General features: G+C 43.4%; 22 protein-coding genes. 9 read left to right on the plus strand and 13 right to left on the minus strand.

Annotated features, from left to right (window positions below; translation table 11 throughout):
• Window positions 1–25: 25 nt before the first annotated feature.
• The 10 genes from AACW75_RS11230 to AACW75_RS11275 form a co-directional block, all read right to left on the minus strand.
• Window positions 26–865 carry a hypothetical protein gene (locus AACW75_RS11230; protein ID WP_145568665.1) on the minus strand — a complete coding sequence of 280 codons (840 nt, stop codon included), beginning with the start codon at window positions 863–865 and terminating at the stop codon, window positions 26–28.
• Window positions 866–955: 90 nt separating this feature from the next.
• Window positions 956–1,789 carry an ABC transporter ATP-binding protein gene (locus tag AACW75_RS11235; protein ID WP_081324440.1) on the minus strand — a complete coding sequence of 278 codons (834 nt, stop codon included), beginning with the start codon at window positions 1,787–1,789 and terminating at the stop codon, window positions 956–958.
• A 2-nt stretch (window positions 1,790–1,791) separates the two neighbouring features.
• Entirely contained in the window at window positions 1,792–2,661 is an 870-nt protein-coding gene (locus tag AACW75_RS11240; protein WP_145568662.1) for an ABC transporter ATP-binding protein, read from the minus strand.
• Between the two features lie 13 nt (window positions 2,662–2,674).
• Entirely contained in the window at window positions 2,675–4,498 is a 1,824-nt protein-coding gene (locus tag AACW75_RS11245; protein ID WP_135456736.1) for an extracellular solute-binding protein, read from the minus strand.
• A gap of 16 nt (window positions 4,499–4,514) precedes the next feature.
• Entirely contained in the window at window positions 4,515–5,558 is a 1,044-nt protein-coding gene (locus AACW75_RS11250) for an ABC transporter permease (protein ID WP_029224919.1), read from the minus strand.
• A 2-nt stretch (window positions 5,559–5,560) separates the two neighbouring features.
• Window positions 5,561–6,586 carry an ABC transporter permease subunit gene (locus AACW75_RS11255; RefSeq protein WP_017074025.1) on the minus strand — a complete coding sequence of 342 codons (1,026 nt, stop codon included), beginning with the start codon at window positions 6,584–6,586 and terminating at the stop codon, window positions 5,561–5,563.
• Between the two features lie 376 nt (window positions 6,587–6,962).
• Window positions 6,963–8,612: a microcin C ABC transporter ATP-binding protein YejF gene (yejF, locus tag AACW75_RS11260; protein WP_145568660.1), complete on the minus strand. Its 1,650-nt coding sequence runs from the start codon at window positions 8,610–8,612 to the stop codon at window positions 6,963–6,965.
• A gap of 9 nt (window positions 8,613–8,621) precedes the next feature.
• Window positions 8,622–9,644 (minus strand): ABC transporter permease, encoded by a 1,023-nt coding sequence (locus AACW75_RS11265; RefSeq protein ID WP_145568658.1) that lies wholly within the window; start codon window positions 9,642–9,644, stop codon window positions 8,622–8,624.
• Between the two features lie 31 nt (window positions 9,645–9,675).
• Entirely contained in the window at window positions 9,676–10,764 is a 1,089-nt protein-coding gene (locus AACW75_RS11270) for a microcin C ABC transporter permease YejB (protein ID WP_004730359.1), read from the minus strand.
• 12 nt (window positions 10,765–10,776) lie between these two features.
• Window positions 10,777–12,672: an extracellular solute-binding protein gene (locus tag AACW75_RS11275; protein ID WP_145568655.1), complete on the minus strand. Its 1,896-nt coding sequence runs from the start codon at window positions 12,670–12,672 to the stop codon at window positions 10,777–10,779.
• A 380-nt stretch (window positions 12,673–13,052) separates the two neighbouring features.
• On the opposite strand from AACW75_RS11275, the gene AACW75_RS11280 reads away from it, so the two are divergent.
• Entirely contained in the window at window positions 13,053–14,105 is a 1,053-nt protein-coding gene (locus tag AACW75_RS11280; RefSeq protein ID WP_145568653.1) for an endonuclease/exonuclease/phosphatase family protein, read from the plus strand.
• A gap of 209 nt (window positions 14,106–14,314) precedes the next feature.
• On the opposite strand, the gene AACW75_RS11285 is transcribed toward AACW75_RS11280, so the two are convergent.
• Window positions 14,315–14,947, minus strand: a complete 633-nt coding sequence (locus AACW75_RS11285; RefSeq protein WP_145568651.1) for a porin family protein — start codon at window positions 14,945–14,947, stop codon at window positions 14,315–14,317.
• Window positions 14,948–15,340: 393 nt separating this feature from the next.
• Here AACW75_RS11285 and AACW75_RS11290 point away from each other — a divergent pair, with 393 nt between their 5' ends.
• From AACW75_RS11290 to AACW75_RS11325, 8 genes are all read left to right on the plus strand, one after another.
• On the plus strand, window positions 15,341–15,718 hold the full coding sequence (locus AACW75_RS11290; protein ID WP_145568650.1) for a winged helix-turn-helix domain-containing protein: 378 nt from the start codon (window positions 15,341–15,343) through the stop codon (window positions 15,716–15,718).
• Window positions 15,719–15,953: 235 nt separating this feature from the next.
• Window positions 15,954–16,373 carry a D-ribose pyranase gene (gene rbsD / locus AACW75_RS11295; RefSeq protein ID WP_029224920.1) on the plus strand — a complete coding sequence of 140 codons (420 nt, stop codon included), beginning with the start codon at window positions 15,954–15,956 and terminating at the stop codon, window positions 16,371–16,373.
• Window positions 16,374–16,473: 100 nt separating this feature from the next.
• Window positions 16,474–17,979, plus strand: a complete 1,506-nt coding sequence (rbsA, locus tag AACW75_RS11300; RefSeq protein ID WP_135456724.1) for a ribose ABC transporter ATP-binding protein RbsA — start codon at window positions 16,474–16,476, stop codon at window positions 17,977–17,979.
• Entirely contained in the window at window positions 17,976–18,968 is a 993-nt protein-coding gene (gene rbsC, locus AACW75_RS11305) for a ribose ABC transporter permease (RefSeq protein WP_017074034.1), read from the plus strand. Before rbsA ends, rbsC begins: the two co-directional genes overlap by 4 nt.
• 127 nt (window positions 18,969–19,095) lie before the next feature.
• On the plus strand, window positions 19,096–19,974 hold the full coding sequence (gene rbsB, locus AACW75_RS11310) for a ribose ABC transporter substrate-binding protein RbsB (protein ID WP_017074035.1): 879 nt from the start codon (window positions 19,096–19,098) through the stop codon (window positions 19,972–19,974).
• A gap of 192 nt (window positions 19,975–20,166) precedes the next feature.
• Window positions 20,167–21,111: a ribokinase gene (gene rbsK, locus AACW75_RS11315; protein ID WP_145568648.1), complete on the plus strand. Its 945-nt coding sequence runs from the start codon at window positions 20,167–20,169 to the stop codon at window positions 21,109–21,111.
• A gap of 153 nt (window positions 21,112–21,264) precedes the next feature.
• Window positions 21,265–22,266, plus strand: a complete 1,002-nt coding sequence (locus tag AACW75_RS11320) for a substrate-binding domain-containing protein (protein ID WP_004730338.1) — start codon at window positions 21,265–21,267, stop codon at window positions 22,264–22,266.
• Window positions 22,267–22,488: 222 nt separating this feature from the next.
• Entirely contained in the window at window positions 22,489–24,948 is a 2,460-nt protein-coding gene (locus AACW75_RS11325) for a CHASE3 domain-containing protein (RefSeq protein WP_145568647.1), read from the plus strand.
• Window positions 24,949–25,042: 94 nt separating this feature from the next.
• Here AACW75_RS11325 and AACW75_RS11330 read toward each other — a convergent pair whose 3' ends face one another.
• Both AACW75_RS11330 and AACW75_RS11335 read right to left on the minus strand, forming a co-directional pair.
• On the minus strand, window positions 25,043–25,834 hold the full coding sequence (locus AACW75_RS11330; RefSeq protein ID WP_102576163.1) for a carbon-nitrogen hydrolase family protein: 792 nt from the start codon (window positions 25,832–25,834) through the stop codon (window positions 25,043–25,045).
• A gap of 163 nt (window positions 25,835–25,997) precedes the next feature.
• Entirely contained in the window at window positions 25,998–26,420 is a 423-nt protein-coding gene (locus tag AACW75_RS11335; RefSeq protein ID WP_145568645.1) for a lysozyme inhibitor LprI family protein, read from the minus strand.
• Window positions 26,421–26,595 lie beyond the last annotated feature (175 nt).

The raw sequence follows: 26,595 nt of genomic DNA on the forward strand, positions 1-26,595 counted from the left end.
TAAATTCAATGCGAACGGAGCAATATTAGAATTGATAGTTAAGCACTGCGTAATAAGTTGTTTTCTTTAAATCGACTAAATCATTAAGAGGATTTGAACCTCTTTCTGGGTTGTAATAACTAATACCGTTAGTTAAGCCCGCAGAAATAGAGACACTTTTAGTTATCTGGTAACCAACCTCTTCACCATGTAATAGAGTTGGATCAAACGTGCCTCCGCTATAATCCCATGACTGTCTAGGCATTACGAAAATGTTAAAATAGAAGTCTTCTGCAAAAATATAATCAAGAGAAAATTGGCTGCTCAATTGGTATTCAATAAGTTGATTACCACCGGCTGTTTTATATTCGTGAAAGTTCTTTCTAAGTAATAACGTATTACTCAATGAAAGCCCCTCAATCCAATTATCGAATGGAGCGCTCCACCTAACTTTCAACCTAGTTCCTAACGTTAAATCGTTCCTCCTTGACCATTTGGACGTCGGCAATATTATTCTCACCTCACCACTCAGTGATGAACCATCAGTTGGTTTGAATAATCCATTACGCCCCCAAGAAATGGACGTATCGTTCCAGAACTGCCCTCTAGTGCCATATTCATCACCATCGGATAAGTGATAACCTGACGCCACAACTTGGAGTCGAGATTTGTCTGAAAACGAATATCGGACAACGCCCGTTGCAGAAGCCGAACGATTTGCTAAAGACGCACTGTCTTCATATCCGTTTCGAGAATAATCAGCACTGATGTATCCAGACCAAGGATTTTCATTGTTTTTGGACTCCCACTCATCTTGCAAATTATTTGCTAGGGCGAGCGAAGGCGCCACTAGCATTAACGCTGGCAACATAATTGACTTATTCATATTGTCCTTCTTAAGTTTTACTTCCGTATTATATCTATCTATGCCTAATCAAATTCTGCTTGATAGTTTTAGTCATTTTTCTAATTATTTTTAAGCCTGCTTAGCTAACTTCGTTGTTGTTATTTTCTTCCTCTGAGATGGGTGCGTTATTGGAATAGAAGACAACAGAGACTTTGTATATTCTTCTTTTGGATTTTTATAAACATCTTCCACACTTCCAAACTCAATTATTTTCCCTTTCTTCATCACGACTACATTATCTGAAATGTGTTTAACTACCGAAAGGTCGTGCGAGATAAATATAATGGAAAGGTTCATCTCTTTTTGTATTTTTAATAACAAGTTCAATATCTGTGCTTGAACAGAAACATCTAATGCCGATACTGACTCATCGCAAATCAATAACTTTGGCTTTAATGCTATTGCTCTTGCTATGCCTATACGCTGCCTTTGCCCTCCAGAAAACTCGTGCGGATAACGGGTTACGGCGGAGTGAGGTAATCCGATCTTATCGAGTAGATCTAAAACCCATTGCCTTCGTTCTTTCTTTGAACCAATACCATGGATAATAAAAGGTTCTTCAAGTATGCCGCCTACTGTATGCCTCTGATTCAATGACTCGAGAGGATCCTGAAATACAATCTGCATTTCTCTACGAAGTGGGCGCATTTTTTTCGTGCTGAAATGGGTAATATCAACACCTTCAAAAAAGATTTTTCCTGCTGACGGCTCATAAAGTTTCAGTAATGTTCTGCCAAGTGTGCTTTTTCCACAACCAGACTCTCCTACTAAACCCAATGTCTCGCCTTGGTTGACTGAAAATGAAACGCCATCGACCGCTTTAATTACGTAGCCTTTCTTAAATAAACCTTTACCTGATAAAAAGTGCTGTTCCAACCCTTCAATTCTAATGACTTCTGACACGCTCAACTCCCCTTATATTCTGGGAATTCATTCAAATCAATTGGGTTAATTTGAATGGTTTGTTTTGGCTCAACGTTAAGGTCAGGGATTAAACTCAATAACCTCTTCGTATAAGGATGTTGCGGATGATCAAAGAGCTCAAAAATCTCTGCATGCTCAACAATACGACCGTCATACATCACAGCAACCTCATCGCAAATTTCCGCAACGACACCCAAATCATGAGTAATAAAGATCACAGCCATCCCGGTTTCGTCTTGAAGCTCTCTTATCAACTTCAAAATTGAAGCTTGAACAGTGACATCTAACGCTGTCGTAGGCTCATCACATATTAAAATATCCGGCTTACAAGCAAGCGCTATCGCAATCATGACCCTTTGTCGCATTCCACCCGATAGACTATGTGGGTACTCTTCGAAACGAAGCTTAGGCATGGGAATTTCTACTTTCTCAAGCAAACCTATCGCATAAGCGAATTTCTCTGACTTAGACATCTGGCTATGGTGTAAATCAAGAACTTCAACAATCTGTTTCCCGATAGTCTGCACAGGATTCAAGGCAGTCATAGGATCTTGAAAAATGATTGAGATACGATTTCCACGCATTTTATGCATCTCGTGTTCAGGTACATTAGTAAGATCCGTATCGCGATAAACTATCTGCCCCGCCGTAACCTTTCCATAAGGCTTTGGTAACAAACCCATAATGGACATCGAAGTCACGCTCTTCCCACTTCCAGACTCTCCGACTAAACCTAAGGTTTGCCCCGATTTCACATCAAATGACACACCTTTTAGTATTTTTACGATGCCGTCATCAGTACTGAATTCAGCTTCTAAGTCACGAACTTTTAGCACAACATTTTGGTTCATTAATCATTGGCCCTTAGAGCTTGTATCGATCATCAATAACAGTGATTGGCGGATACGCCTTACCTTCTTTATAAGCCACCAGAGTCTCTTTTTTAACGTCGGTATCTATCCAAAAATTACTGGTATCTAAAATATTGAACATGGCACCAGTCTTCTTTGTCATCGGGTTAGACGGAAACTTAAGCCAACGCCAATGAGCATCGCGTGTATAAGGCACCATGTAGCCAGGTACAATCACGTAAGCTTCTTTTATTTGTCTTTGAATGCTATGAGATAGTTGTTGTTTTCTTTCAACATCAAACTCCGAACTGAACGCCTCAATTTGTTCGTCTAACTCCGGCGAACTGAAGTTTGTATGACTGTTTGTTTGAGGACGGTTAGCGTTGATCGAGTGAAAATATTCTTTATAGGCCGGTATCTCACCTCCTCCCATATTCAGAAAAGCGAGTTGATGCTTCTTCTCTAGAATAAATTTGAACGCAGCAGAACCATCTACTAGGTTGAGATCTAGCTCTAGGCCAGCTAACTTGGCTTGTTCTTTTAGGTAGGCAATTCTTGGTGTCCAGATATTGTAGCCATAGGTGATCTTAAAGCTCAGGCGGACACCTTGATCATTCATACGAATGCCATCAGAACCAATAGCATCGAAGCCTGCAGATTCAAAATAACCAATAGCAAGTTCAGGCCTGAATGGTGGCGCCTCTGCGCCTTCTAAGTCGTACTTACCGTGTCCAAACCCCAAAGCATGAGGTTTCCTAGAATAATCACCTCTTAATACATTTTTGATCATGCCATCGAAATCCGTAGCGTAAGTGATTCCTTTTCGAACATTAATGTTGTTCAACAATGGCATCGAGGTATTAATCCATAAGCCACCAGCGCCTTGAGGCCTTTGATTAAAACCCCAAAATTTCTGAATATAGCCGTTGGCAAAGGGTTCTGAATTTGTTTTCTCATGCCATAGTTGAGGTTGAACCATCGTAAACGTGTCCAATTTTCCTTTTTCAAAGTGCTTTCTGGCTATATCACTATCGCGAATAACCTTGATGCGAAGCTTTTCCACATTAAAGCGATTCTTATAGTATTTATTTCCGTAGCCCCACCAATTATCACCAACATGCGAAAACGTTATGCTTCGGCCTTTATTTACTTTGGAAATGTAATATGGCGACGTTGTTGGTTCTGATTTGAAGTTGTATTTACGGACGAAGTTATCATCCATGCCATCCTGATTTTCGTCATTAATATCAAAAAAATGGTGCTGTGGGCGAGGTTGAACGCCATGACTCGGCATATTAATAAGCGCCATCAGTTCATCATTGCTTTTTGGCTCTGCCATCGTGATACTGATGGTGTAGCTGTCGATTTTTTGGACAGCTGTAATGCTGTTAAGGAAAAAATCGTTATACCAAGGATCGATAATGTCTTTCGAGCGATAGTAAGTAAGCATGAACAGGTAGTCATCAGCCGTTACGTTCTCTCCGTCAGACCATTTCGCATCGGGATTCAGCTTGAAATACACTGTCTTGTGATCGTCTCCAAATGCCCATTCATTCGCCAATTGAGGAATCCAGTTGTCAGTGTTTGGATGACGTTGTGCCAATTTAGGTGTGCCATCCATTAAATAGAAACGAATACCAGAGTTCGCATCAGGGCCAACTGAACGCAGTGTTTGCGGGAAGCTAGGCATGAAACTACGTAAGGTTCCTCCACGCTTAGCCTCATCAGAAGCAAACACTGGGTCGTTCCAATTACTGTGCCATTCCAAATGACTCGGTGTTTGTTGCGCTTGAGCTAAGAAGCTCAACAACAATGCGAATAGTCCATATTTGTACATCATCACTTCCTAGTGCTTATCTATAAACTGTATATTTCTTGGGATCAAAGGCCGTTCTTATCGCTTCACCAATAAAAGTAACCATGACTAAAACACCTACAATTGCTGTCACAACGGAACCAACAATCCATGGGGAATCAAGGTTTGACTTACCTTGCTGAAGAAGCTCTCCCCAACTAGGGGTTGGCGGAATAAGCCCTAAACCCAAGTAGTCCAGAGCAGTGAGCGCCGTAATATTTGCTGCAATAGTGAAAGGAGCCAAAGTCACGATCATTACCATGGTATTGGGCAAGATATGGTGAAAAAGGATTCTTGCTGTTGATGCGCCTAACGCCTTTGCTGCCAGCACATACTCTCGAGCGGATTCTCTGTACGTCATGGTCCGCATATACCAGGTAATGCCCATCCATCCGAAGGTCACATTTATTAATACGAACAACATGAAAGTTGGTTGAGCTATCGAAACGAGAATCATAATCACGTAGAGAAACGGCACCATTGACCAAGTTTCAATGATTCGTTGAACGATTAAGTCAAACTTTCCACCAAAGAAACCCATCGCACAACCAACCGTGACACCAATACTGTATGCAATCACCATGGTTATTAGAGAAAACCCCATTGCTGTACGAAATCCGTAAACCAGCCGAGCCAAAATATCCCGACCAATAATATCTGTACCTAAGTAATGTTTTGTTTGAGCACTTGGTGCATGTGGAGGATATTCACCCGAAAAGTCTTGTTCATACGGGTTCCAAGGCACGATAGGCAAAATCGCAAAATCACCACTATTTTCATCTTGAAGTGCCAATTGGAGTAATCGATAGTTCGCTTCTCCTGACGATTCCAGACCAAATGTCTTACCTGAATAAACATCAGATACAATTGGAAAATAATAATCGCCTTGATAGCGAACAACTAACGCCTTGCTGTTAATCAACACTTCTGCGATTAGTGACAAAAACAACATCGCGGACAAAATAATCAGCGACCAGTACCCACGTTTTATTTGTTTAAATCGCTTGAGTTGCTTTAACGTCAACGGGTTCAATTTAATCATCATCACGCTCCAAATTTCACTCTAGGGTCGACCAATGCAACGCAAACGTCTGACAAGATATTGCCGAGTAATAATATGCAGGCGTTGATTGCGACAATACCCATAACCACTGGGTAATCTCTTTCTACAATTGACTCGTAACCAAGCAGGCCTATGCCATTAATATCGAAAATGACCTCAATTAAGAAAGAGCCCGTCATGAAGAAAAGAAGAGAGTTGCCAAAGTGGCTAGCGATTGGAATTAAACTATTGCGTAGTGCGTGTTTACGAATCGCCTCTCTGAAAGGCAAACCTTTAGCGATAGCGGTGCGAATGTAATCTGACGATAAGTTTTCCATCAAATTATTCTTCATGGTCATGGTTAACGTCGCAAAGTCACCTATCAGGTAACAAAGCAAAGGTAAGACCGCATGCCACAAAATATCAGTAATTTGCTCTGAGAAAGTATTGAAGTCGTCAAAGTCATCGTCAACAAAGCCCCCCATTGGGAACCACTCTAAGTGATAACTGAAAAACGTAATAAGAAGCACGCCGACCACATATCCCGGTAAGGCATAGCCGACAAAAATCATGATTGATGAAACAGAATCAAAAACGCTGCCGTGCTTCATCGCCTTAAAATAACCAAGAGGAATAGAGATAAAATAACTAATGAAAAAGGTAACACCACCATACATAACAGAGACTGGCAGGCGCTCAAAAATCATGTCACTGACAGGTTCGTAGTAGCGCGTCGACTCGCCTAGATCAAAATGAACAAGTCGAACTAACCATTCGAGATACGCTTCCGTTACCGGTTTATCTAATCCATAAAATTTATTTAGATCAGCAAGCTGATCTTCAGACAGAGCTGAGTTTTGGCCAACGAGACTAGACGCGCCACCACCGTCCCCCTGAGGCTGCATGTTTGCCAGCATCCTCTCAACAGGACCACCAGGGACAAAACGCGTGATCGCGAATATCAAAATCGTAATACCAAGAAACGTAGGTACGACTAAAGCAAAACGTTTCAGTAAATATGCAATCATTCTAACTAGCCAAATTCCATTTAAAGCAATATTCCATCAATTTAATCAATAAAATAAAGTAGTCAAATGGTTACATTCACCTACATTTGCTTACAAATACATTTAACCTAAAACCATCCAAAATTTTGATTTTAGTAATTAAAATCAATGTATTAATGACAATACAAGAAAGAAGTTTTGATTGAGAAAATGTAGAAAAGATTAATTTGTAACCTAGGAATAGAACCATCACGGCAATTCGAACATGTTTGTAAGTTATGTAGATCTGAAGACTTAACGAAATTCAGTGTCTACAAAGAAAAATCGCCTCTGCAGAACAGAAGCGATTTATTGGTATTCACAAGATAGGTGCTAATTCGATGGGTAATCCACTAACCTAAACACCACCGACATTCGAAAGACTCACAAGTTGCTTGGTGTACTCATGCTGTGGATTGCCAAACAAAGTTTCCGTGTCACCCTTCTCTATTACTTCTCCTGCTTTCATCACAATGGTGTAATGACACAAGGATTTCACGACATTCAAATCATGGCTGATAAACAAATAGGTTAAGCCATACTTTTCTTGAAGTGACTTCAGCAAATCCAACACTTGCGCTTGGACCGTTCTGTCGAGTGACGATGTTGGTTCGTCTAGCAAGATAAACTCTGGTTTAAGAATCAGTGCGCGTGCAATCGCGATACGTTGCCTCTGCCCGCCAGAAAACTCGTTAGGGTAACGATGACGAGTTTCAGGGTCTAGGTCGACCTCTTTCATTACGTCACAGATGCGTTGGTCGAGTTCAGTGTCATCCAATTGTTGATGCACCAATAAACCCTCACCAATCACTTGAGCAACTGACATTCTTGGGTTCAATGCCGAGAATGGATCTTGAAATACCACTTGCATACGGCTTCGAAACGGTAGCATCTGCTGGCGGTTTAAGCCTTGAATTTGTTCATCTGCGTAGGTAATCGAGCCTTCACTTTCAACCAATTTGAGAATTGCCATACCGGTTGTCGATTTACCAGAACCACTTTCGCCAACCAAACCGATTGAGTGCCCTTTCTTCAAAGTGAACTCCATGTCTGTTACGGCTTTGACATGAGAAATGGTTCGCTTGAATAAACCGCCCGTAATCGGGAACCAAACACGAAGTTGGTCCACATCAAGCAAAGGCTTACTGTCAGGAGAAACAGGTACTGGTAACCCTTTTGGATCAGAGTTAATCAGCTTTTGCGTGTAGGGATGAGTAGGAACATTGAATAGTGTTTGGCAATCGTTGCTTTCAACTAGCCGCCCATCTTTCATTACCGCGACTCTATCAGCAATTTTACGAACAATACTCAAATCATGGGTGATAAAAAGCATCGCCATACCCAGTTCTTGTTGAAGGTCATTCAGAAGATCGAGAATTTGCGCTTGCACCGACACGTCCAACGCAGTTGTAGGTTCATCTGCGATAAGTAGCTCTGGTTCGTTGATTAATGCCATCGCGATCATTACACGTTGACGTTCACCACCCGATAACTCATGAGGGTAAGCCGATATTTTTTGTTCCGGGTAACGAATCCCAACCTTTGATAGCCATTCTATAGCCAAGGCTTGCGCTTTGTTGGTTCGCATTCCTCGGTGAATAGATAGAGTTTCAACCAATTGCTTTCCGACTCGATGAAGCGGATTCAATGAAACCATTGGCTCCTGGAAAATCATGCCAATGCGGCCACCACGAATCCCGCGCAACTGTCTTTCTGAACAGCTCAGGATATCGGTGCCAGAGAAATTGATCTTACCGTTTAAGTAATGAGACGAGCCTTTAGGTAACAGTTTTAAAATCGAGTTAGCCGTGACCGACTTACCTGATCCACTCTCTCCTACTAGTGCTAGCGTTTCACCTTTGTAGATCTCTAGAGAAACATCTTGCGTCACTTGTTCTATCGAATCTTTTCGGCCGAAACCGACAGACAGTTTATCTATGGTCAGAACTGGAGATGCATTAGAAGCCTCTGCTGTTGACCTTGAAGTAGGAACTGTATTTGAAGTCATAACCTATCCTTACTTCTGTTGATGTGGGTCGAAGGCATCACGCACCGCTTCACCAACGAAGACGAGTAACGTAAGCATCAGAGAAAGTACGACAAAGGCAGAAATACCAAGCCAAGGCGCTTGTAAGTTAGCTTTACCTTGTGCCAAGAGCTCACCTAGTGAAGGTGAACCCGCAGGAAGACCAAAACCCAAGAAATCTAATGAGGTTAACGTGGTGACCGAGCCAGAAAGGATAAATGGCATCATGGTGAGTGATGCGACCATCGCATTGGGTAACATATGGCGAAGCATAATACGCTTATCATCAACGCCCATCGCTTGCGCGGCACGCACATAATCGAAATTACGGCAGCGCAAGAACTCGGCCCGAACAATCCCCACAAGACTCATCCAACTGAAGAGAACCATAATACCCAACAACCACCAGAAATTAGGCTCGATAAAGCTAGAGAGGATAATCAGCAAGAACAAAGTCGGCATGCCAGACCAGACTTCGATAAAACGCTGCCCGAGCAAATCGATCCAACCACCGTAATAGCCTTGAGTCGCGCCAACCACTACACCGACAACACTCGATACAATCGTCAGAATAAAACCAAATAACACGGAAATACGGAACCCATAAATAATGCGAGCTAACACATCTCGCCCTTTATCATCGGTTCCTAACCAGTTCACCGAATCGGGTTCCGATGGCACCGCGCCTGAAATATCGAAGTTTATCGTGTCGTAGCTAAACGGAATGATTGGCCACACGATGTATCCATTGTCTTCGATGAGTTCGATAACATACGGGTCTTTGTAGTCGGCTTCAGTTTCAAACTCGCCACCAAACTCAGTCTCGGAATATTCATTGATAACGGGTACAAACCACTGATTGTCATAAGAAACCAAGAGTGGTTTGTCGTTGGCGATGATCTCAGCGAACAGGCTCAATCCAAACAAAATGGTAAATATCCAAAGGGAGACAAAACCACGCCTATTTGCTTTAAAACGTAACCAACGAGCTTCAGCTAAAGGGTTATTAAACATTTAATATCAATACCTTGTTATTCGTTCGCCATTAACGCGCTTCAAAATCAATTCGAGGATCAACCCAGGTGTAAGTCAGGTCAGAGATAATGCTCAATACCAAGCCAAGCAAGGTCATGATATAGAGAGAACTGAACACCACTGGGTAATCTCGTTGAATGGTCGATTCAAAACCAAGTAGACCAATACCTTCGAGTGAAAACATCACTTCAATCAACATAGAACCCGTGAAGAAAATACTAATAAATGCGCTCGGGAAACCCGCAATAATGATCAACATCGCGTTACGGAAAACGTGCTTATAGAGAATACTGCTCTCGTCCAAACCTTTTGCTCGCGCCGTCACCACATATTGCTTATTGATTTCATCAAGGAAGGAGTTTTTGGTCAGCATGCTGAGTGTGGCAAAGCCGCCAATGACCATTGCAAAAATAGGCAACGCTAAGTGCCAGAAGTAGTCGCCAATTTGTTGATACCAATTCAGTTGGTCGAAGTTACTCGACACTAATCCACGCAATGGGAACCAACTGAAGTAGTTACCACTGGCGAACAAAATAATCAGAATGATCGCAAATAGGAAGCCCGGCACGGCGTAACCGACAATCACCACCGCGCTTGACCAAATATCAAAGCGAGATCCGTGATGTATCGCCTTCATGATGCCTAAAGGTATCGAAATCACATAGATGATTAAGGTACTCCACAACCCTAGAGAAATGGAGACTGGCAGCCGTTCGATGATTAAATCAATAACGTTGCCGCCTTTAAACAGGCTTTCTCCAAAGTTAAAGGTCGCGTAGTTTTTCAGCATATCGAAGTAGCGAACATGAATCGGCTTATCAAAACCAAACTGCTTTTTGATCTCTTCAACCACTTCAGGATCAAGCCCGCGAGAGCCTTTATAGCCGCTTGCAGACGCTTGGTCACTTTCGCTCAAATCAACTTCTTGTCCACCACCGGAAAAGCGTTCCATGATACCAGAGTTGTGCCCTTCTAATTGAGCAACGGCTTGCTCTACCGGACCTCCGGGCGCAATCTGAATAATGAAAAAGTTGATGGTGATGATCGCCCACAGCGTGGGGATCACCAACAATAAACGTCGAAATATATACGCGGCCATGCTAACTAACTCCTAGCGACGTTTTTCAGGAAGCAAAGCCGCCTTCTCTTCTGAAATCCACCATGTATCAATGCCTAAATCGTATTTAGGTAATACATCTGGACGCTCAAACTTGTCCCACATTGCTACGCGGTATTCACCAACGTGCCATTGCGGGATGTTGTAGAAATTCCACTGCAATACACGGTCAAGTGAACGACCTAACGTAAGCAGCTTTTCAGGATGCTGTTGGTTACGCGCAATTTCTTCTGTTAATGCGTCAACCACCGGATCCATCACACCCGCAGTATTGTAAGTAGAATCAATATAGTTAGAGTTCCAAACGATCATTAAGTTCGGGCTAGGATAAGGGTTTGCGGAAAACGATGAAGACACCATATCGAAATCGCGATCACGCAGTCGCTTGATGTACTGAGTCGTATCGATAGTACGAATCTTCATCTCGATGCCCATACGCTTGAGGTTCTTTTGAACCGGCGTTGCAATACGTTCCGTAGTTGGGCTGTAAATCAACAACTCAAATGACATCGGCTTGCCGGTCTTTTCGTTGGTCATTACTTTGTCTTTCAGCACCCACCCTGACTCTTTCAATAACTTGAAAGCGGTGCGCATTTGGCTACGAATACGGCCGCTGCCATCGGTGACTGAAGGTTGAAATTCTTCAGTGAAGACTCTCGGTGGGATTTGATCTTTGTATTGAGACAGCAATTCAACTTCAGCTTCACTTGGTAAGCCTTTCGCTTCATAGTCTGTGTTTTGGAAGTAACTACGAGTACGTTTGTACTGACCATAAAACATGTTCTTGTTCATCCACTCAAAGTCCATCGCGTACGTTAACGCTTCACGCACTTTAGGATCAGAGAACACAGGAGATTGAATGTTGAAGACGAAACCTTGAGTCGTTTCAGGCTTCTCGTGGTTGATCTCTTCTTTAATGATGTAGCCTTTATCGAAGTTTGCACCCGTGTAAGAGTTTGCCCAGAACTTAGCCGAGTTTTCGGTTCGTAGATCGAACTCCCCTGCTTTGAAGGCTTCAAGCATTACCGTGTCGTCTCGGTAGTAATCGTATTGCACTTGTTTAAAGTTATTACGGCCCACGTTAACTGGCAGGTCGGCTGCCCAGTAATTGTCATCTAGACCGTAGGTAACGCTTTGACCCGATTTATAGCTGATAATTTTGTAAGGGCCACTTCCTACTGGTGGCTCACTCAGCGGCTCAGACAGCTTTCTGTCTTGCCAGTAATGTTTTGGCAGTACGCGAGTGCTTTGTGCAAAGCTAAACAGCTTCTCACGGTTTGGCTTACTCATCTCAATACGCACAACCAAATCAGAGACAGCGGTTACTGATTCAATTTCTTTGTAATACACGCGATATTGAGGCACACCTTCTTTTGAAAACTTATCAAAGGTGAAGGCAACATCGTGAGCTGTGATTGGCTTGCCGTCTTGGAATTTAGCATTTGGGTTGATATCGACTTCCATCCAAGAAAAGTCACTCGCGTAGCGAATGCTAGAAGCGATCAATGGATAGTACGCATCAATCTCGTCGCTCGGAGAAAACATCAAGGTATCGTAGATTTCCCCTGTATAGCTGGCTGCAACGCCGCGGGAACCGAATCGATTAAAGCTATCGTACGTACCAATGCTGCCATAGGTCACTTTACCTTGCTTTGGGGCATCAGGATTAACGTAATCGAAGTGAGAAAAGTCGGCAGGATATTTTGCTTCACCAAAACCGACCAGTTGAGTGGTTTCAATAACAGTGACAGCAGGAGTTGATTCGGTATCGGAAGCGTAAGTAACAGAGGGTTGTAGAGCAATAAGCGGCAACATGACTGCACATGAGGCTAAGTTAAACCTGAATAACTGAGTGCGCTGCGAGGCTTTGCGTCGAAAAACTGTTCCCATTTGACTCTCCCTTCAAATGTATAAATTCGTTGTATCGCTATAATATCGGTTTTATACGAAAGTCATTATCAGCTTTGTATGCAAGTCGATAAAACAAGTATAGGTTCAAATCTAACATCATGTAATAACTAATAAAACCATCAGCGCTGTATCTCTTACCGTTTATTTACAATTACTCGCCCCCACTCGAAGCAATTGAGTGGCACGGTCTAAAAGAAGAGCGCTATAATTTGTCTATCTGTTACGGCATAAAGTTCCGTTGTTATGGGACGTTCAATTAAACTAACTTTACCGACAAGTGATATTTAGCCCACGAATTGATCAACAATCAGTGCTTTAGTGGAGTATCCTTATCGCCTTGGTCTAAATGGAATGACACTTTGAACAAACCAAACCAAATAACATTCGCAACGTTCAACCTTTTGAACTACCTAGAACCACCGAATGCTTATTATGATTTTGAGAATATCTACAGCTTCGAAGAGTGGCAAAAGAAGCAACATTGGATGGCGGAAGCGATTGGTTCAATAGATTGCGATGTGATTGGTTTACAGGAGATATTTAGCCCGCAGTCTTTAGAGCAATTGATGAAGGAACTTGGTTACCCGTACTTTGCTGTCATTGATAACGCGCATGTTGAAGATGATTACCTGTATACCTCGCCTGTCGTAGGTATCGCCTCTCGCTACCCGATTGAAAAAGTGCAGCCGGTTAAACCCGATTTAGAGTTGCTTTCAGCCTTCAATCTTAGTGACAGTTTCTCATTCAACCGAACGCCAGTACACGCCACAATTACCTTACCCCATTTAGGCTCGACTGATTGTTATGTGGTGCACTTCAAATCTCAGCGACCTACTGAACCAAAAGGGCAAACTCCGGATAACGCTGATGGCTCTAGAGCCTCGGGCAAACACAAGCCGAAAAGTGACACGTTGACTAGACTTCACCAAGAGCAACTCGGTTCTTGGTTATCAAGTGTCCAGCGTGGTCTAGAAAGCCAGATGCTCCATCAATACATCACCAATCAGCGTTACCAAACCGATCAGCCTGTGGTGTTAATGGGTGACTTTAACAAACCACTGTTTCACGATGAGTTCAAAGGGCTACTAAGTTATTCAATAAACCGAGACGAAAACAGCAAGCATTGGCTTTCCCACTTTCGCTTGAAAGACAGCTGGGATCTCTATCATCAACTGCACGAAGAGGACTTACTAGAGCAACGCAAACCGACCCACTATTACGGTGCATCAGGTTCGGTATTGGACTATATTTTGATGTCGAACGAATTTGACTGCCAAAATTCATCGAGCTTAATGGAGGTCTCGGATTACACAGTCTTAGACCATCATCTCATCAATCCAAGTTTTGAAAACGATCAATTCAGTACTGACCATGCCATCGTTTCTGTGACCGCTCATATCCGTGAAGCCTAGGTGCCCAATTGATATTCGCTTTAAACAGACGTCTCACCCGCTCTTGCTAAAGCAAATCAAATCAAATCAAATCAAATCAAATCAAGGCCTAACAAAACAGATCGAAAAAAGCCGCAGTTAAAAACTGCGGCTTTCCACTTTAGCTAAACGAGTTGAGCCAACCGACGCCCCATTTAGAAACCGATTTATCGTTTAGCAAAGTGTGAAACTTAAAAGTTGTATGTTGCACCAACATAAAATGAGTCCAATACAATGTCTCTTTCAACTTTTCTTTTTTGAGCAAAAGCACCCTCGTAAGTTTCTATAGTAAAGGCATCGGCTTCATAACCAAGTCTTAAGCTAAACTCAGAGAATTTTGGCGGCGTGTATTCAACACCGACTCCCAAACGTAGACCTGTACCAGAATCGTCGAAATCAGAACTCGAAGGACGTGAACCATCTGAATATTTCATATCTAGATCGATTGAAGAAAGGCCAATGGTGCCAAATGGACGCACGCCATTATCGAATGTGTAACCAAGATTTGCAGCAACCGAAAAAATTTGAGGAGTCCAAGTAAAGCCATCACCACTTAGCGGGTTTTTAGCTACTACATCACCAAAGTCTGTGTACTGCAGTTCAAGTGAAACGATGCGATTAAACTGGTAGCCAGCAATGATTCGGTAAGTGTTATCTTCTGCTTCAAAGCTAATTGGCTCTCTAGATGATTCAAATAAACCACCATCATCAATACCAGATGAGCCGATTGCGCCGCCTAGGTAGAAACCACTGTCTGCTGCTATTACATTGTTTGCTGCAAATGCTGACATCATCGCGATGCTTAGAATAAATTTGCTGTTCATTACTGCTTGACCTTACTTAGTGCAAATCAAGATTGTTACGCCTTCCACTGCTGCACAATCTTGTTAGAGTTATCCGACACCCCGTCGAATTGGCAAGCAGGTTAATCTCACAGAAAACAAAAAAATAAATAAAAATATAATCACTTTGTAATTTCAAACAACACAATCAGTGAAAACAAAATAAACATCTGAATAATAAGCAAATAAAAATTCATCCATTTCTAGACCAGACCTCCCCTTATTTTTCAAACTATCCGATTTTTATATTTTATTGGTAAGGACTTACGAAGGCTTACTTTCAAGAGTGACGTTATTTTGCATAATCCGTCCGCTCTAATTGGCATCCCAATACCCATCCCCTCCCAAATGAAATATGAGAAAGATAGAAACACAATGAATAATGAAATCCACCTTGGTGACCTAACTCTTGACGTGACAACTCGGAATGTTACGAACAAACAAGGAAACAAAATCCATTTGCGTCCACACCTGTTTGCAGTGCTTTGTCTATTGTCAAAAAGCCCCGGACAACCCATTCCTAGAAAAGATATAGTAGAAGGCTGTTGGGATAACCAACCCATGCCTGCGCAAGCTCTGACCAATGTCATCTATTACTTGAGAAATGTACTTATTCGTTTAAGAGTCTCAAACATCAAAATTGTTACGATTCCTCGATATGGATATACGCTATTCATCATCCCAAACACCAATGAGTCAGATTGCTTAACATTAGAAAAACACCCTAAAACATCCCCTAATGAACTTTGTTAAGAACTTTCAGGTGAGTAAACCTTAGCTCGTTTTTGCATTAACCCCCCTGTCGATGAAAGTGATTACGATCACCAAAAAACGCCCCATCGAAACGTTTCGATGATCGTCATCACACTCTAAGAAAGCGAAGGGTGCAAATGATAAATCACACACTATTATCACTATCGAAACGTTTCGATGGCTTTTCTTGAGTTGTTCTCAACCCATTAAACGTTATTTTTCGATAGGTCGTGATATGAAAAAAAGTACTCTAATTAATTCTGAACTCTCTTACTTGGTGGCGACTCTTGGCCACACAGATGAAATCACGATTTGTGACGCGGGCTTACCGATTCCAGACCATGTAACTCGCATTGATCTTGCATTGACTCACGGTGTTCCAAGTTTTCAGCAAACAGTAAAAACCATGTTAGATGAATCTCAAATTGAAGGCGTCGTGATTGCAGAAGAGTTTGCGAAAGTAAGCCCAGAACACCACGCAGCACTTATTGATTTAATCAAGACAGAAGAAGCGCGTTGCGGCAAACCTCTTTCGATTACTTACATCACTCATGAAGAATTTAAGCAGCGTACACATGAAAGTCGCGCGGTTATCCGCACAGGTGAATGCACACCTTACGCAAATGTCATTTTCCAAGCTGGCGTAACGTTTTAGCTCAAGCGAAACGCAACGACAGTTCAGCGTCATTGCTGAACCAAACACAATACATATACAGAACAATCAAATACAACTGGCCCCGAGTAAAGGAACCGACATGACTCAAGCCATTTTAGAACTTAGCTCAATTGAGAAAGCCTTCCCTGGTGTTAAAGCATTAGATAAGGCAAGCCTCAACGTTTACCCAGGACGCGTAATGGCGTTAATGGGTGAAAACGGTGCAGGTAAATCAACGCTTATGAAAGTGCTTACGGGTATCTACCACTTGGACAGCGGCACTATCGCTTATCAAGGAAAACCGGCTGCATTTAAAGGACCTCGTGACTCACAACAAGCCGGTATTAGTATCATTCACCAAGAGTTGAACCTAATACCAGAGCTAACCATTGCAGAGAACATCTTCTTAGGTCGTGAAATCACCGGAACCATGGGCCGCATTCTTTGGAACGAAATGTACCAAGAAGCGGACAAGTTACTTAAGCGCCTTAACGTTAAACACAGTTCAAAAACACCTTTGGGTCAGTTAAGCCTTGGTGAACAACAAATGGTAGAGATCGCAAAAGCTCTATCATTTGAGTCTAAGGTCATCATCATGGATGAACCAACAGATGCGCTTACCGATACCGAAACTGAATCTCTGTTTAAAGTAATTAACGAACTGCGCGCTGAAGGCTGTGGCATTGTTTACATCTCTCACCGCTTAAAAGAGATCTTTGAGATTTGCGATGACATCACCGTGCTTCGTGACGGTAAGTTCATTGGACAGTGTGAAGTAAAAGACACAGACGAAGATGGCCTCATCGAAATGATGGTAGGTCGTAAATTAGACGAACAATATCCACGTATCGGCCAGAGTCACGGTGAAACCTGCCTTGAAGTGATTGGCCTGACCGGTTCTGGTGTTCATGACGTGAGCTTTACGCTAAAACGCGGTGAAATCCTTGGCGTATCTGGCCTAATGGGCGCAGGTCGTACCGAACTGATGAAAGTGATTTACGGTGCACTTCCGAGTGAGCGCGGCGTCATCAACTTAGAAAACAAAACCATTAACCCTGTAAGCCCGAAAGATGGCTTGGCCAATGGCATTGCTTACATCTCTGAAGACCGTAAAGGTGATGGCCTTGTCCTAGGGCTTTCAGTGAAAGAAAACATGTCGTTATGTGCACTGGACCTCCTGACTAAGAAAGGTCAAATCCAACATAAAGATGAAGTGATTGCAGTTGATGACTTCATTAAGCTTTTCAACATCAAGACCCCGACTCGCGAGCAAATCATTGGCAACCTTTCTGGTGGTAACCAACAAAAAGTGGCCATCGCTAAAGGCTTGATGACCAAACCAAAAGTACTGATTCTCGACGAACCCACTCGTGGTGTCGATGTTGGTGCGAAAAAAGAGATTTACCAACTCATTAATAAATTCAAAGCCGACGGCATGAGCATTATTTTGGTCTCATCTGAAATGCCAGAAGTGTTAGGAATGAGTGACCGCATCATGGTGATGCATGAAGGCCGCATCAGCGGTGAATTTGATGCTAAAGAAGCAAACCAAGAATTATTACTGGCATGTGCGGTCGGTAAAAAGATTAACGAGGACGCAGCATGAGTACTAAAACCATGAGCAAAACAACTGAAACTGAAGCGCCAAAGAAGAAGCCGTTAATCAGCAAAGAATGGCTGATTGATCAAAAATCATTGATTGCTTTGATCTTCCTGATTGTTGTCGTTTCTTTCTTAAATCCAAACTTTTTTACCGTCGATAACATCCTGAACATTCTGCGCCAAACCTCTGTGAATGCAATTATCGCAGTGGGTATGACACTGGTTATCTTAACTGCGGGTATCGACTTGAGTGTCGGCTCTGTACTTGCGCTTTGTGGTGCTTTCGCTGCCAGCATGATTGGCATGGAAATCCCGGTCATGATCGCCGTTCCAACCGCTCTAGTAGCAGGTGCAGCACTGGGTGCTATCAGTGGTGTGATTATCGCAAAGGGTAAAGTTCAAGCTTTTATCGCAACGCTAGTAACCATGACTCTATTGCGCGGCGTAACCATGGTTTACACCGACGGTCGTCCTATCTCAACAGGCTTCACTGAAACAGCAGACGCATTTGCTTGGTTCGGTACAGGCTACGCAATGGGCATCCCTGTTCCAGTATGGATCATGGTCGTGGTATTCGCAGCGGTATGGTACCTACTGAACCACACACGTTTCGGTCGTTATGTTTACGCTCTAGGTGGCAACGAATCAGCAACTCGCCTATCCGGTATCGATGTAGACAAAGTAAAAATCGGCGTTTACGCAATCTGTGGTCTGTTAGCAGCAGTGGCAGGCATCATCGTGGCATCTCGTTTGTCATCAGCTCAACCTACCGCAGGTATGGGTTATGAGCTAGACGCCATCGCCGCGGTAGTACTTGGCGGCACGAGCTTAGCTGGTGGTCGTGGTCGCATCATGGGTACATTGATTGGTGCTCTGATTATCGGCTTCCTAAATAACGCCCTAAACCTATTAGACGTATCTTCTTACTACCAGATGATTGCAAAAGCAGTGGTTATTCTTCTGGCGGTATTGGTCGACAACAAAAACAAGTAACACAAATTAATTTATTCAGTAAACGCAACACCTATTCAAAACAAGACGTAACAATTAAACCAATAAATAATGTAACAACGAGCTAGGATTATCCAACCTAGCTCACCCTACATAAAGGACTTACACCATGAAAAAATTAGCGACTCTTATTTCTGCTGCTCTTCTTTCTACAACGGTATCTGTGTCTGCACAGGCGCAAGATACAATGGCAATCGTTCTGTCTACATTGAACAACCCATTCTTCGTAACCATGAAAGATGGCGCAGAAGCGAAAGCTGAAGAGCTAGGCTACAAGCTTATCGTTCTTGATTCTCAAAACGACCCAAGCAAAGAGCTTTCGAACATTGAAGATCTAACCATTCGTGGTGTTAAAGCAATTCTGATTAATCCTACAGATTCAGATGCAGTATCTAACGCGATTCGCATTGCTAACCGTTCAAACATCCCAGTACTAACGCTAGACCGTGGCGCGAGCCGTGGTGATGTAGTTAGCCATATCGCTTCTGATAACGTTATCGGTGGTGAAATGGCAGGTCACTTCATCATGGAAAAAGTCGGCGAAAAAGCGAAAGTAATCCAACTTGAAGGTATTGCTGGTACATCTGCTGCTCGCGAACGTGGTGAAGGCTTCATGAACGCAGTAAACGGCAGCGACCTTGAGCTTCTTGCAAGCCAACCCGCGGATTTCGACCGTACTAAAGGTCTGAACGTAATGGAGAACTTACTTGCTGCTAACCCTGACGTACAAGCGGTATTCGCTCAGAACGACGAGATGGCACTAGGTGCACTTCGCGCAGTTCAAGCTTCAGGTAAAGACGTATTGATCGTCGGCTTTGATGGCACTGAAGACGGCATTGCGGCTGTTGACCGTGGCCTATTAGGCGCAACGGTAGCGCAACAGCCTGACCAAATTGGTTCTCTAGGCGTTGAAATGGCAGACAAAGTACTGAAAGGCGAAACTGTAGACGAGTACGTACCAGTACCTCTAAAAATCATCGCTAAGTAATTGAATCCAATATCGATTAAATAAAGAAAAAAATAGAGCGACACATAGGCAGGGATTCCCCTATCCCTGCCTTATTAAACCAACCCAGACAGTGCATCGCTGTTTCTCATGCCGCTTACAAACGAGAGCGCAGTCAACACCATGAGAAAGACCCATGCATTTTCAAATACGATATATCATAAGGCTCGTATCATGACTCAACTGATTGTTTTAGGTAGCGTTAACGCTGACCACGTACTGCAAGTTCCTTCGTTCCCTCGTCCGGGTGAAACCTTGATTGGCGGTAACTATCAGGTCATCCCTGGCGGCAAAGGCGCAAACCAAGCGGTGGCCGCAGCAAGACTAAACGCAGACATTGGCTTTATCGCCTGTGTTGGTGACGACCCATTTGGGAGCAATATCCGTCAAGACTTTGCCAAAGATGGCATCAACATCGACGGTGTGATCGTTGCAGACAACACACCGACGGGCATTGCGATGATCCAAGTATCAGCAACAGGCGAAAACAGCATTTGTCTCTCTGCGGAAGCCAACAACAAGCTGACTTGCGACCAAATCGAACCGCATCTAGAGAAGATTCGCGGTGCTAAGTACCTGCTGACTCAGCTTGAAACGCCAATTGAAGGCATTGAATACGCGGCAAAAGTAGCAAAAGAGAGCGGCACGCAAGTGATTCTTAACCCGGCTCCTGCTCGTCCATTATCGGATTCACTGCTTGCTTGTGTTGATGTGATCACACCCAACGAAACCGAAGCAGAAGTGCTGACGGGCATTACCGTGACGGACAATGCATCTGCTCATCAGGCAGCTTTGGCTCTGCATGCTAAAGGCATCGAAACGGTAATGATCACGCTAGGCGCGAAAGGTGTGTGGGTGAGTCATCGCGGTCAAGGTAATGAAACTAGCGAAGGTGAATTAATCGCAGGCTTCCGCGTTGAAGCTACGGACACAACCGCTGCTGGTGATACTTTCAATGGCGCATTAGTCACAGGCTTGCTTGAAGACATGCCATTAGAACGCGCGATTAAGTTTGCTCACGCTGCCGCTGCCATTTCAGTGACTCGCTTTGGCGCTCAAACGTCGATTCCAAGCCGTGCTGAAACCGATGCGTTTTTGGCAGAACAACTGTCGGCTTAGCTTGATACCTATTTGACGGGTTAACTCCTGAGCTAAACCGTAGTTAACGGATGTAAGCCTTCAAATTCGGTAACAACAAATATCAAGCATAATCCCCTGTTTTCAGGCAGAATATCGCCCAACGTGGAAAAGTGATTCCCACAAGGATTTTATATGGCAACAATGAAAGACATCGCTCGGGTTGCAAAGGTTTCAACGTCTACCGTGAGCCATGTGATGAACAAATCACGTTTTGTCAGTGAAGAGATTGCTGAGCGTGTTAACAGTGCGGCCAAAGAACTCAACTACGCGCCGTCTGCATTAGCTCGCAGCTTAAAAATGAAGCAAACCAAAACCTTGGGCATGCTGGTTACCACCTCTACCAACCCATTCTTTGGTGAAGTAGTGAAAGGTGTTGAACGTCGTTGTTATGAGAAAGGCTACAACCTTATCTTGTGTAATACAGAAGGCGATAGCGAACGCATGAAATCCTCTATCGATACCTTGCTACAAAAGCGTGTCGATGGCTTGATGCTGATGTGTTCAACGCTTGAAGGTCAACATATCGATGTGTTCGAGCGCTACCCAGAGTTGCCTGTCGTGGTAATGGACTGGGGTCCAATGCTGTTCGCAAGTGATAAGATCCAAGACAACTCGCATCAAGGTGGCTACATGGCAACTAAGCACCTGATCGATAATGGTCACTCGGATATTGGCTGTATTACTGGCCCACTGCATCGCAACCAAGCCTCTTCTCGTTATCAAGGCTATAAACAAGCAATGGAAGAAGCGAATTTAGAGATCAACCCTAAGTGGATTGTTGAATCAAACTTCGAATGCGATGGTGGCTTCGATTCTTACCAAACATTGAAAGCTCGTGGTCAAATGCCTTCGGCCTTGTTCGTTAGTAACGACATGATGGCGATGGGTGTGATTCATGCGGCAGCTCAAGATGGCACATTGATTCCAAATGACCTGTCTATCATTGGCTACGATGACATCCACTTATCTAAGTACATGACACCCGCTTTAAGCACAATCCACCAGCCAAAGCACCGTTTAGGTAAAGCGGCGGTCGATACCCTGTTAAGCCGACTACAAACGCCAGACGCCTACCCGCAAGTCGTTGAACTAGAACCGACTCTTGTAGAGCGAAGCAGCGTAAAAGCGATTTAGGGCTCAACCCGCCCATGATACAGTTGAAAGCTAGCTTATTCGGGCTAGCTTTTTTGTCTTTGAAACATAATAACGCCGCTTAATCGCCCCTAAAATGCCGTTAATATGCGAAACTTACACGCTAAAATATGTATTTACACACTCAGCAACTATTTGCGCACTTAACGACTGATTATCATCTACACTAACAGTGAATAACAACGACATGGAGAGCGCTGTTTTATGATCGCGGGTTGGTTTGACAATATATCCCTACAGAAAAAGCTATTAGTCAGCTTTTTGATTCCTATCGCTTTGATGCTTATCGTGGCTTTTTCTGTCCATGAAAACACCCGAACGGTTGTAAAAGACAATAGTTGGGTTGTACACACACATAAAGCCATCGCTCGGGCTCAAGAACTTCTCAGCTTAACAGTCGACATAGAAACGGCTCAACGTGGTTACTTGATCACGGGTGATCCTGTTTTTTTAGAACCCTACCATTTAGCTCTTGATGTATGGCCTCAAAAACTCCAAACCCTTGCGAATCAAGTGAGTGATAACCCACCTCAAGTAGAACGCCTATATAGAATCGATGATATTCATAAAACATGGCTGAATCAGTCTGGAGAGAAAGAGATCAATCAACGCAGCCTTGTCAATAAAGGCGAAGCTGAAATACAAAGTGTCATCGACCTCACTCAGCAGCAAACCGGAAAAAAATTGATTGATGAGATCCGCCAAGAGATTGCTCAATTCATTGAAATTGAACAACAACTTATTATTCTCAGGGTCGAAAAATCGGAGAGCTCAGCCAATCAAACCAGCTACATATTAATCCTCGGAACACTGTTTTCCGTGTTCATATCACTCCTTGTTGCTACGTGGTCGTCCAAGCGAATTAAACGAAGATTACACACTCTACTTAAAGCAGCGAACCAAGTTGCCGCTGGCCATTTGAAACAAGGCGCTGCGACTCTCGAACTTGGTTCAAAGAACGACAGCCAAGACGAAGTGGCTCTCCTCACACAAAGCTTTCAAAAAATGACAACAAACCTCGTAAAAAATGACAGCGAAATGCGAGAGAAAAATCAGGAGTTAATCGAAGAAAGAACCAAAGCAGAAGCGGCGGTAAGGGCTAAGAGCGAGTTTCTGTCGACTATGAGCCACGAGATTCGAACGCCAATGAATGGAGTACTTGGTATCTCCCAGATCATTGCCAGCCAAACCCAAGAGCCGGAAACAAAAGAGAACATCGATCTCATTCTCGATTCTGGTCACCACTTGATGACGATACTCAACGATATTCTGGACTTCTCAAAAGTCGAAGAAAACAAGCTTGAGCTAGACGTAGCTCCCTTTAACTTTGTTCAAGTCATGCAGCCTGTATGCAGCGCTCTAAAACCCTTAGCCGATGAAAAAGGCATTCGCTTGTTGATCGAAAATAACATACCGAAAAACATCCAACTCGTCGGAGACTGTGCAAGGCTACGTCAAATCATGTTCAACTTGGGCGGCAATGCGACCAAATTCACCAAAGAAGGTCATGTGTCCATTCAAGCTGATCTCAATCGCCCCAACAACCAACTGATTCTCACGGTAACAGACACCGGGGTTGGTATCCCGAAAGATAAGCACGAGCAGGTATTCAATTCGTTCGAACAAGCCGACACTTCCACAACAAGGAAGTTTGGCGGAACAGGGCTTGGCCTCGCAATCGTCAAGAACCTAGTCAACCTCATGAATGGAGAAATCACATTAACCAGTGCTGTTGGGCTTGGTACAAAATTCCAAGTCTCTCTGCCTATCACATGGCAAGAAAGCAAAGCGAAAGACATCGCAACTCATGTAGTCGATGCAGAAACCCTCAGTTATGACTCGTTAAGTATCCTGTTGGTGGAAGATAACCGTATTAATGCCATTGTTGCACAAGGCTTCTGTGAAAAACTCGGCCATCATGTCGATCATGCAGAGAACGGAAAATTGGCGATTGAACGCCTCAAAACCACTCAATATGACCTTATCTTGATGGACAATCATATGCCTGAAATGAACGGGGTCGAAACAACGCATCACATCCGTGAAAAACTGAAACTCGATACCTTGATATTCGCTTACACGGCCGATGTATTCCGTGAAGCGCATGACAACTTTATTCAGGCGGGTGTCGACCATATTCTGACCAAGCCTCTGCAGCAAGAGAGTTTCTTCGATGCCCTACAACAGTTCTCGAGTCGATTACCGAAACAAACCGCAACCGAAGGTTCGAGTGAGAATGAAAATATTGTCGAACTTCATCGTAAGCCTATTGAAACGTTAAGGTTAACGGAAGAAGAGATCAGCCATTCAGAAGTGATACACATACTGAAAGACGATACGGAAGGGTTCAGCTTACTTATCGACTCAACCATTATTGAGTTCGAACAGTCGGTTGACCGCGTCATCGAATACTATTTGGCGAAAGAATTGGAGCCACTTTGTCGTACTCTGCACTCCATTAAAGGCATGTCGCTGAACTTAGGCCTTAACATGCTTTCTAAGCAGGCATTGGAGCTAGAAGTCGAAGCCAAAAATCAACAACTGCCGGATATTGAACGACTGCAAAAGCTGCTCAATCGTCTTATGGTCAATATCCATCAAGCGCAGCGGATGAAAAACGCCCATTCAGTCGAGCATCTGAACCAAATGAACGATCAAGCTTAAGAACGCTTCGTTCCCAAACTAAAACGCAAGGCTTAATCACCTTGCGTTTTTCGATCTTATGTCGCTCTAGTCTTTGTTCTAACGATTTAACGGTCTAACGGTTTAACAGGGCGGTTATTTGCTGGATCTCATCTTCGACATCAATACCATTGTATTGCGGCGCAATCGAGAGATCTTGAATACTCACAGTTTCTACAGATTGCTTGTCGTTGAGCTGAATCATTAACTCCCCTTTGGGTGAGTAGATTCTGCTTCCACCACAATAAGTCGCAGTAAACGCATCAACCACATCCTGTCCAACCCGATTACATGTCACGACATGACACCCCTCTTCTAAAGCTCTCGCTTGAGCAATAGCAAAGCTATGATGACCACCAAAATTCGCGGGATGGAGAATAACGTCGACCGACTGATACGCTCTCATGATCTCCGGGAACCAAATATCAAAGCAAATCGCAACACCAAACTTTAAGCCCTTGAGCTCAAATGTAAGGAGCTCACACCCACGTGAAAAATACTGTTTGTCGAATTTGGTTTGACTGACTTTTCTGTATTTATGAAGTAAACCTGAACCATCAACCACCACGGCGCTATTGTAATATTGGCCGCTATCTTTCTCTGCAATACCAGCAACAATCAAGGTGTGATGCTTCGCTGCCATCTGAGTTAATGAATCAATAGTAGTACTGTCGTTGCAGTCTTCAGCCAGTTCATGAATTTCTTCAGCATCGTTAAAAATATACCCAGTAGTGAACAATTCAGGCAACAGAGTGATATCCCCGATTGTCGATTCCGCTTGCAAAAGATCAGAGACCGACTCGATATTCTTTTGTTTGTTTTTGTATTCAACTTCAAGCTGAATAAAGGTGATACTGACATTATTCAAAATCGAATCCTTGCTAGGTAATACTTCAAACTGTAACGCTTCAAGCTTTAATACTTCAAACTAGAGACTAAGAACGACAGAGTAAGACAACTCCCTATCGCTTTCTTATTAGCACGCCAAAGGTTGAAGCAGGAGCACAGTCCTGTACGTATTTTAAACCTGCCTACGGCGCTAATTTAGGCTCTGGTAAAACCGGAGGCGTGCTGTCCATATAGGTTAAGAAATTCGCCCACACCTCATGCGTGCGCTGCTTGGTTAACCTTGTCTTGCAGGAAAGCGCCATAACCCCTCGAATAGAACCATCACGCCATTGGGTGTAAACAGAGTTACAATGAGCCGACATGTACGCCTGCCAGCTCTCCTGAGCCTTCTTAATTGACGCCACCAGCTCAGCATCATAAGCATTGTGCTCAAAGCTGGCTGCAAGGTATTTATCCAGTTCCGCTTGTGCGGATTCCAACTCAATTGCGGCACAGTGATTAATCTCTAGCGTGTTCATAGCATTCTCGCAATCGACTGTCTTTTCAACAGCGAGCACAGAGCACGAGAAGTAAGCCAAACCGAACAGTGTTATCACTCTTTTCATAAAAATCCTTGATTCTGTCATCAATAAATTTGCGACATGTTTCGATTAACTGAAACACAGGTTATTGAGTCAATTTCCTTCAATATCCCAATCGTATATAACTCTAGTCTTTATAGGGTTATAAATATCTTTTATTCGTATTAGTACGGCAAAGCCAAGTAAAATCCACAAAGAA

Source organism: Vibrio sp. L3-7, from assembly GCF_963898195.1.
GTDB classification, from domain to species: Bacteria; Pseudomonadota; Gammaproteobacteria; order Enterobacterales; family Vibrionaceae; genus Vibrio; species Vibrio echinoideorum.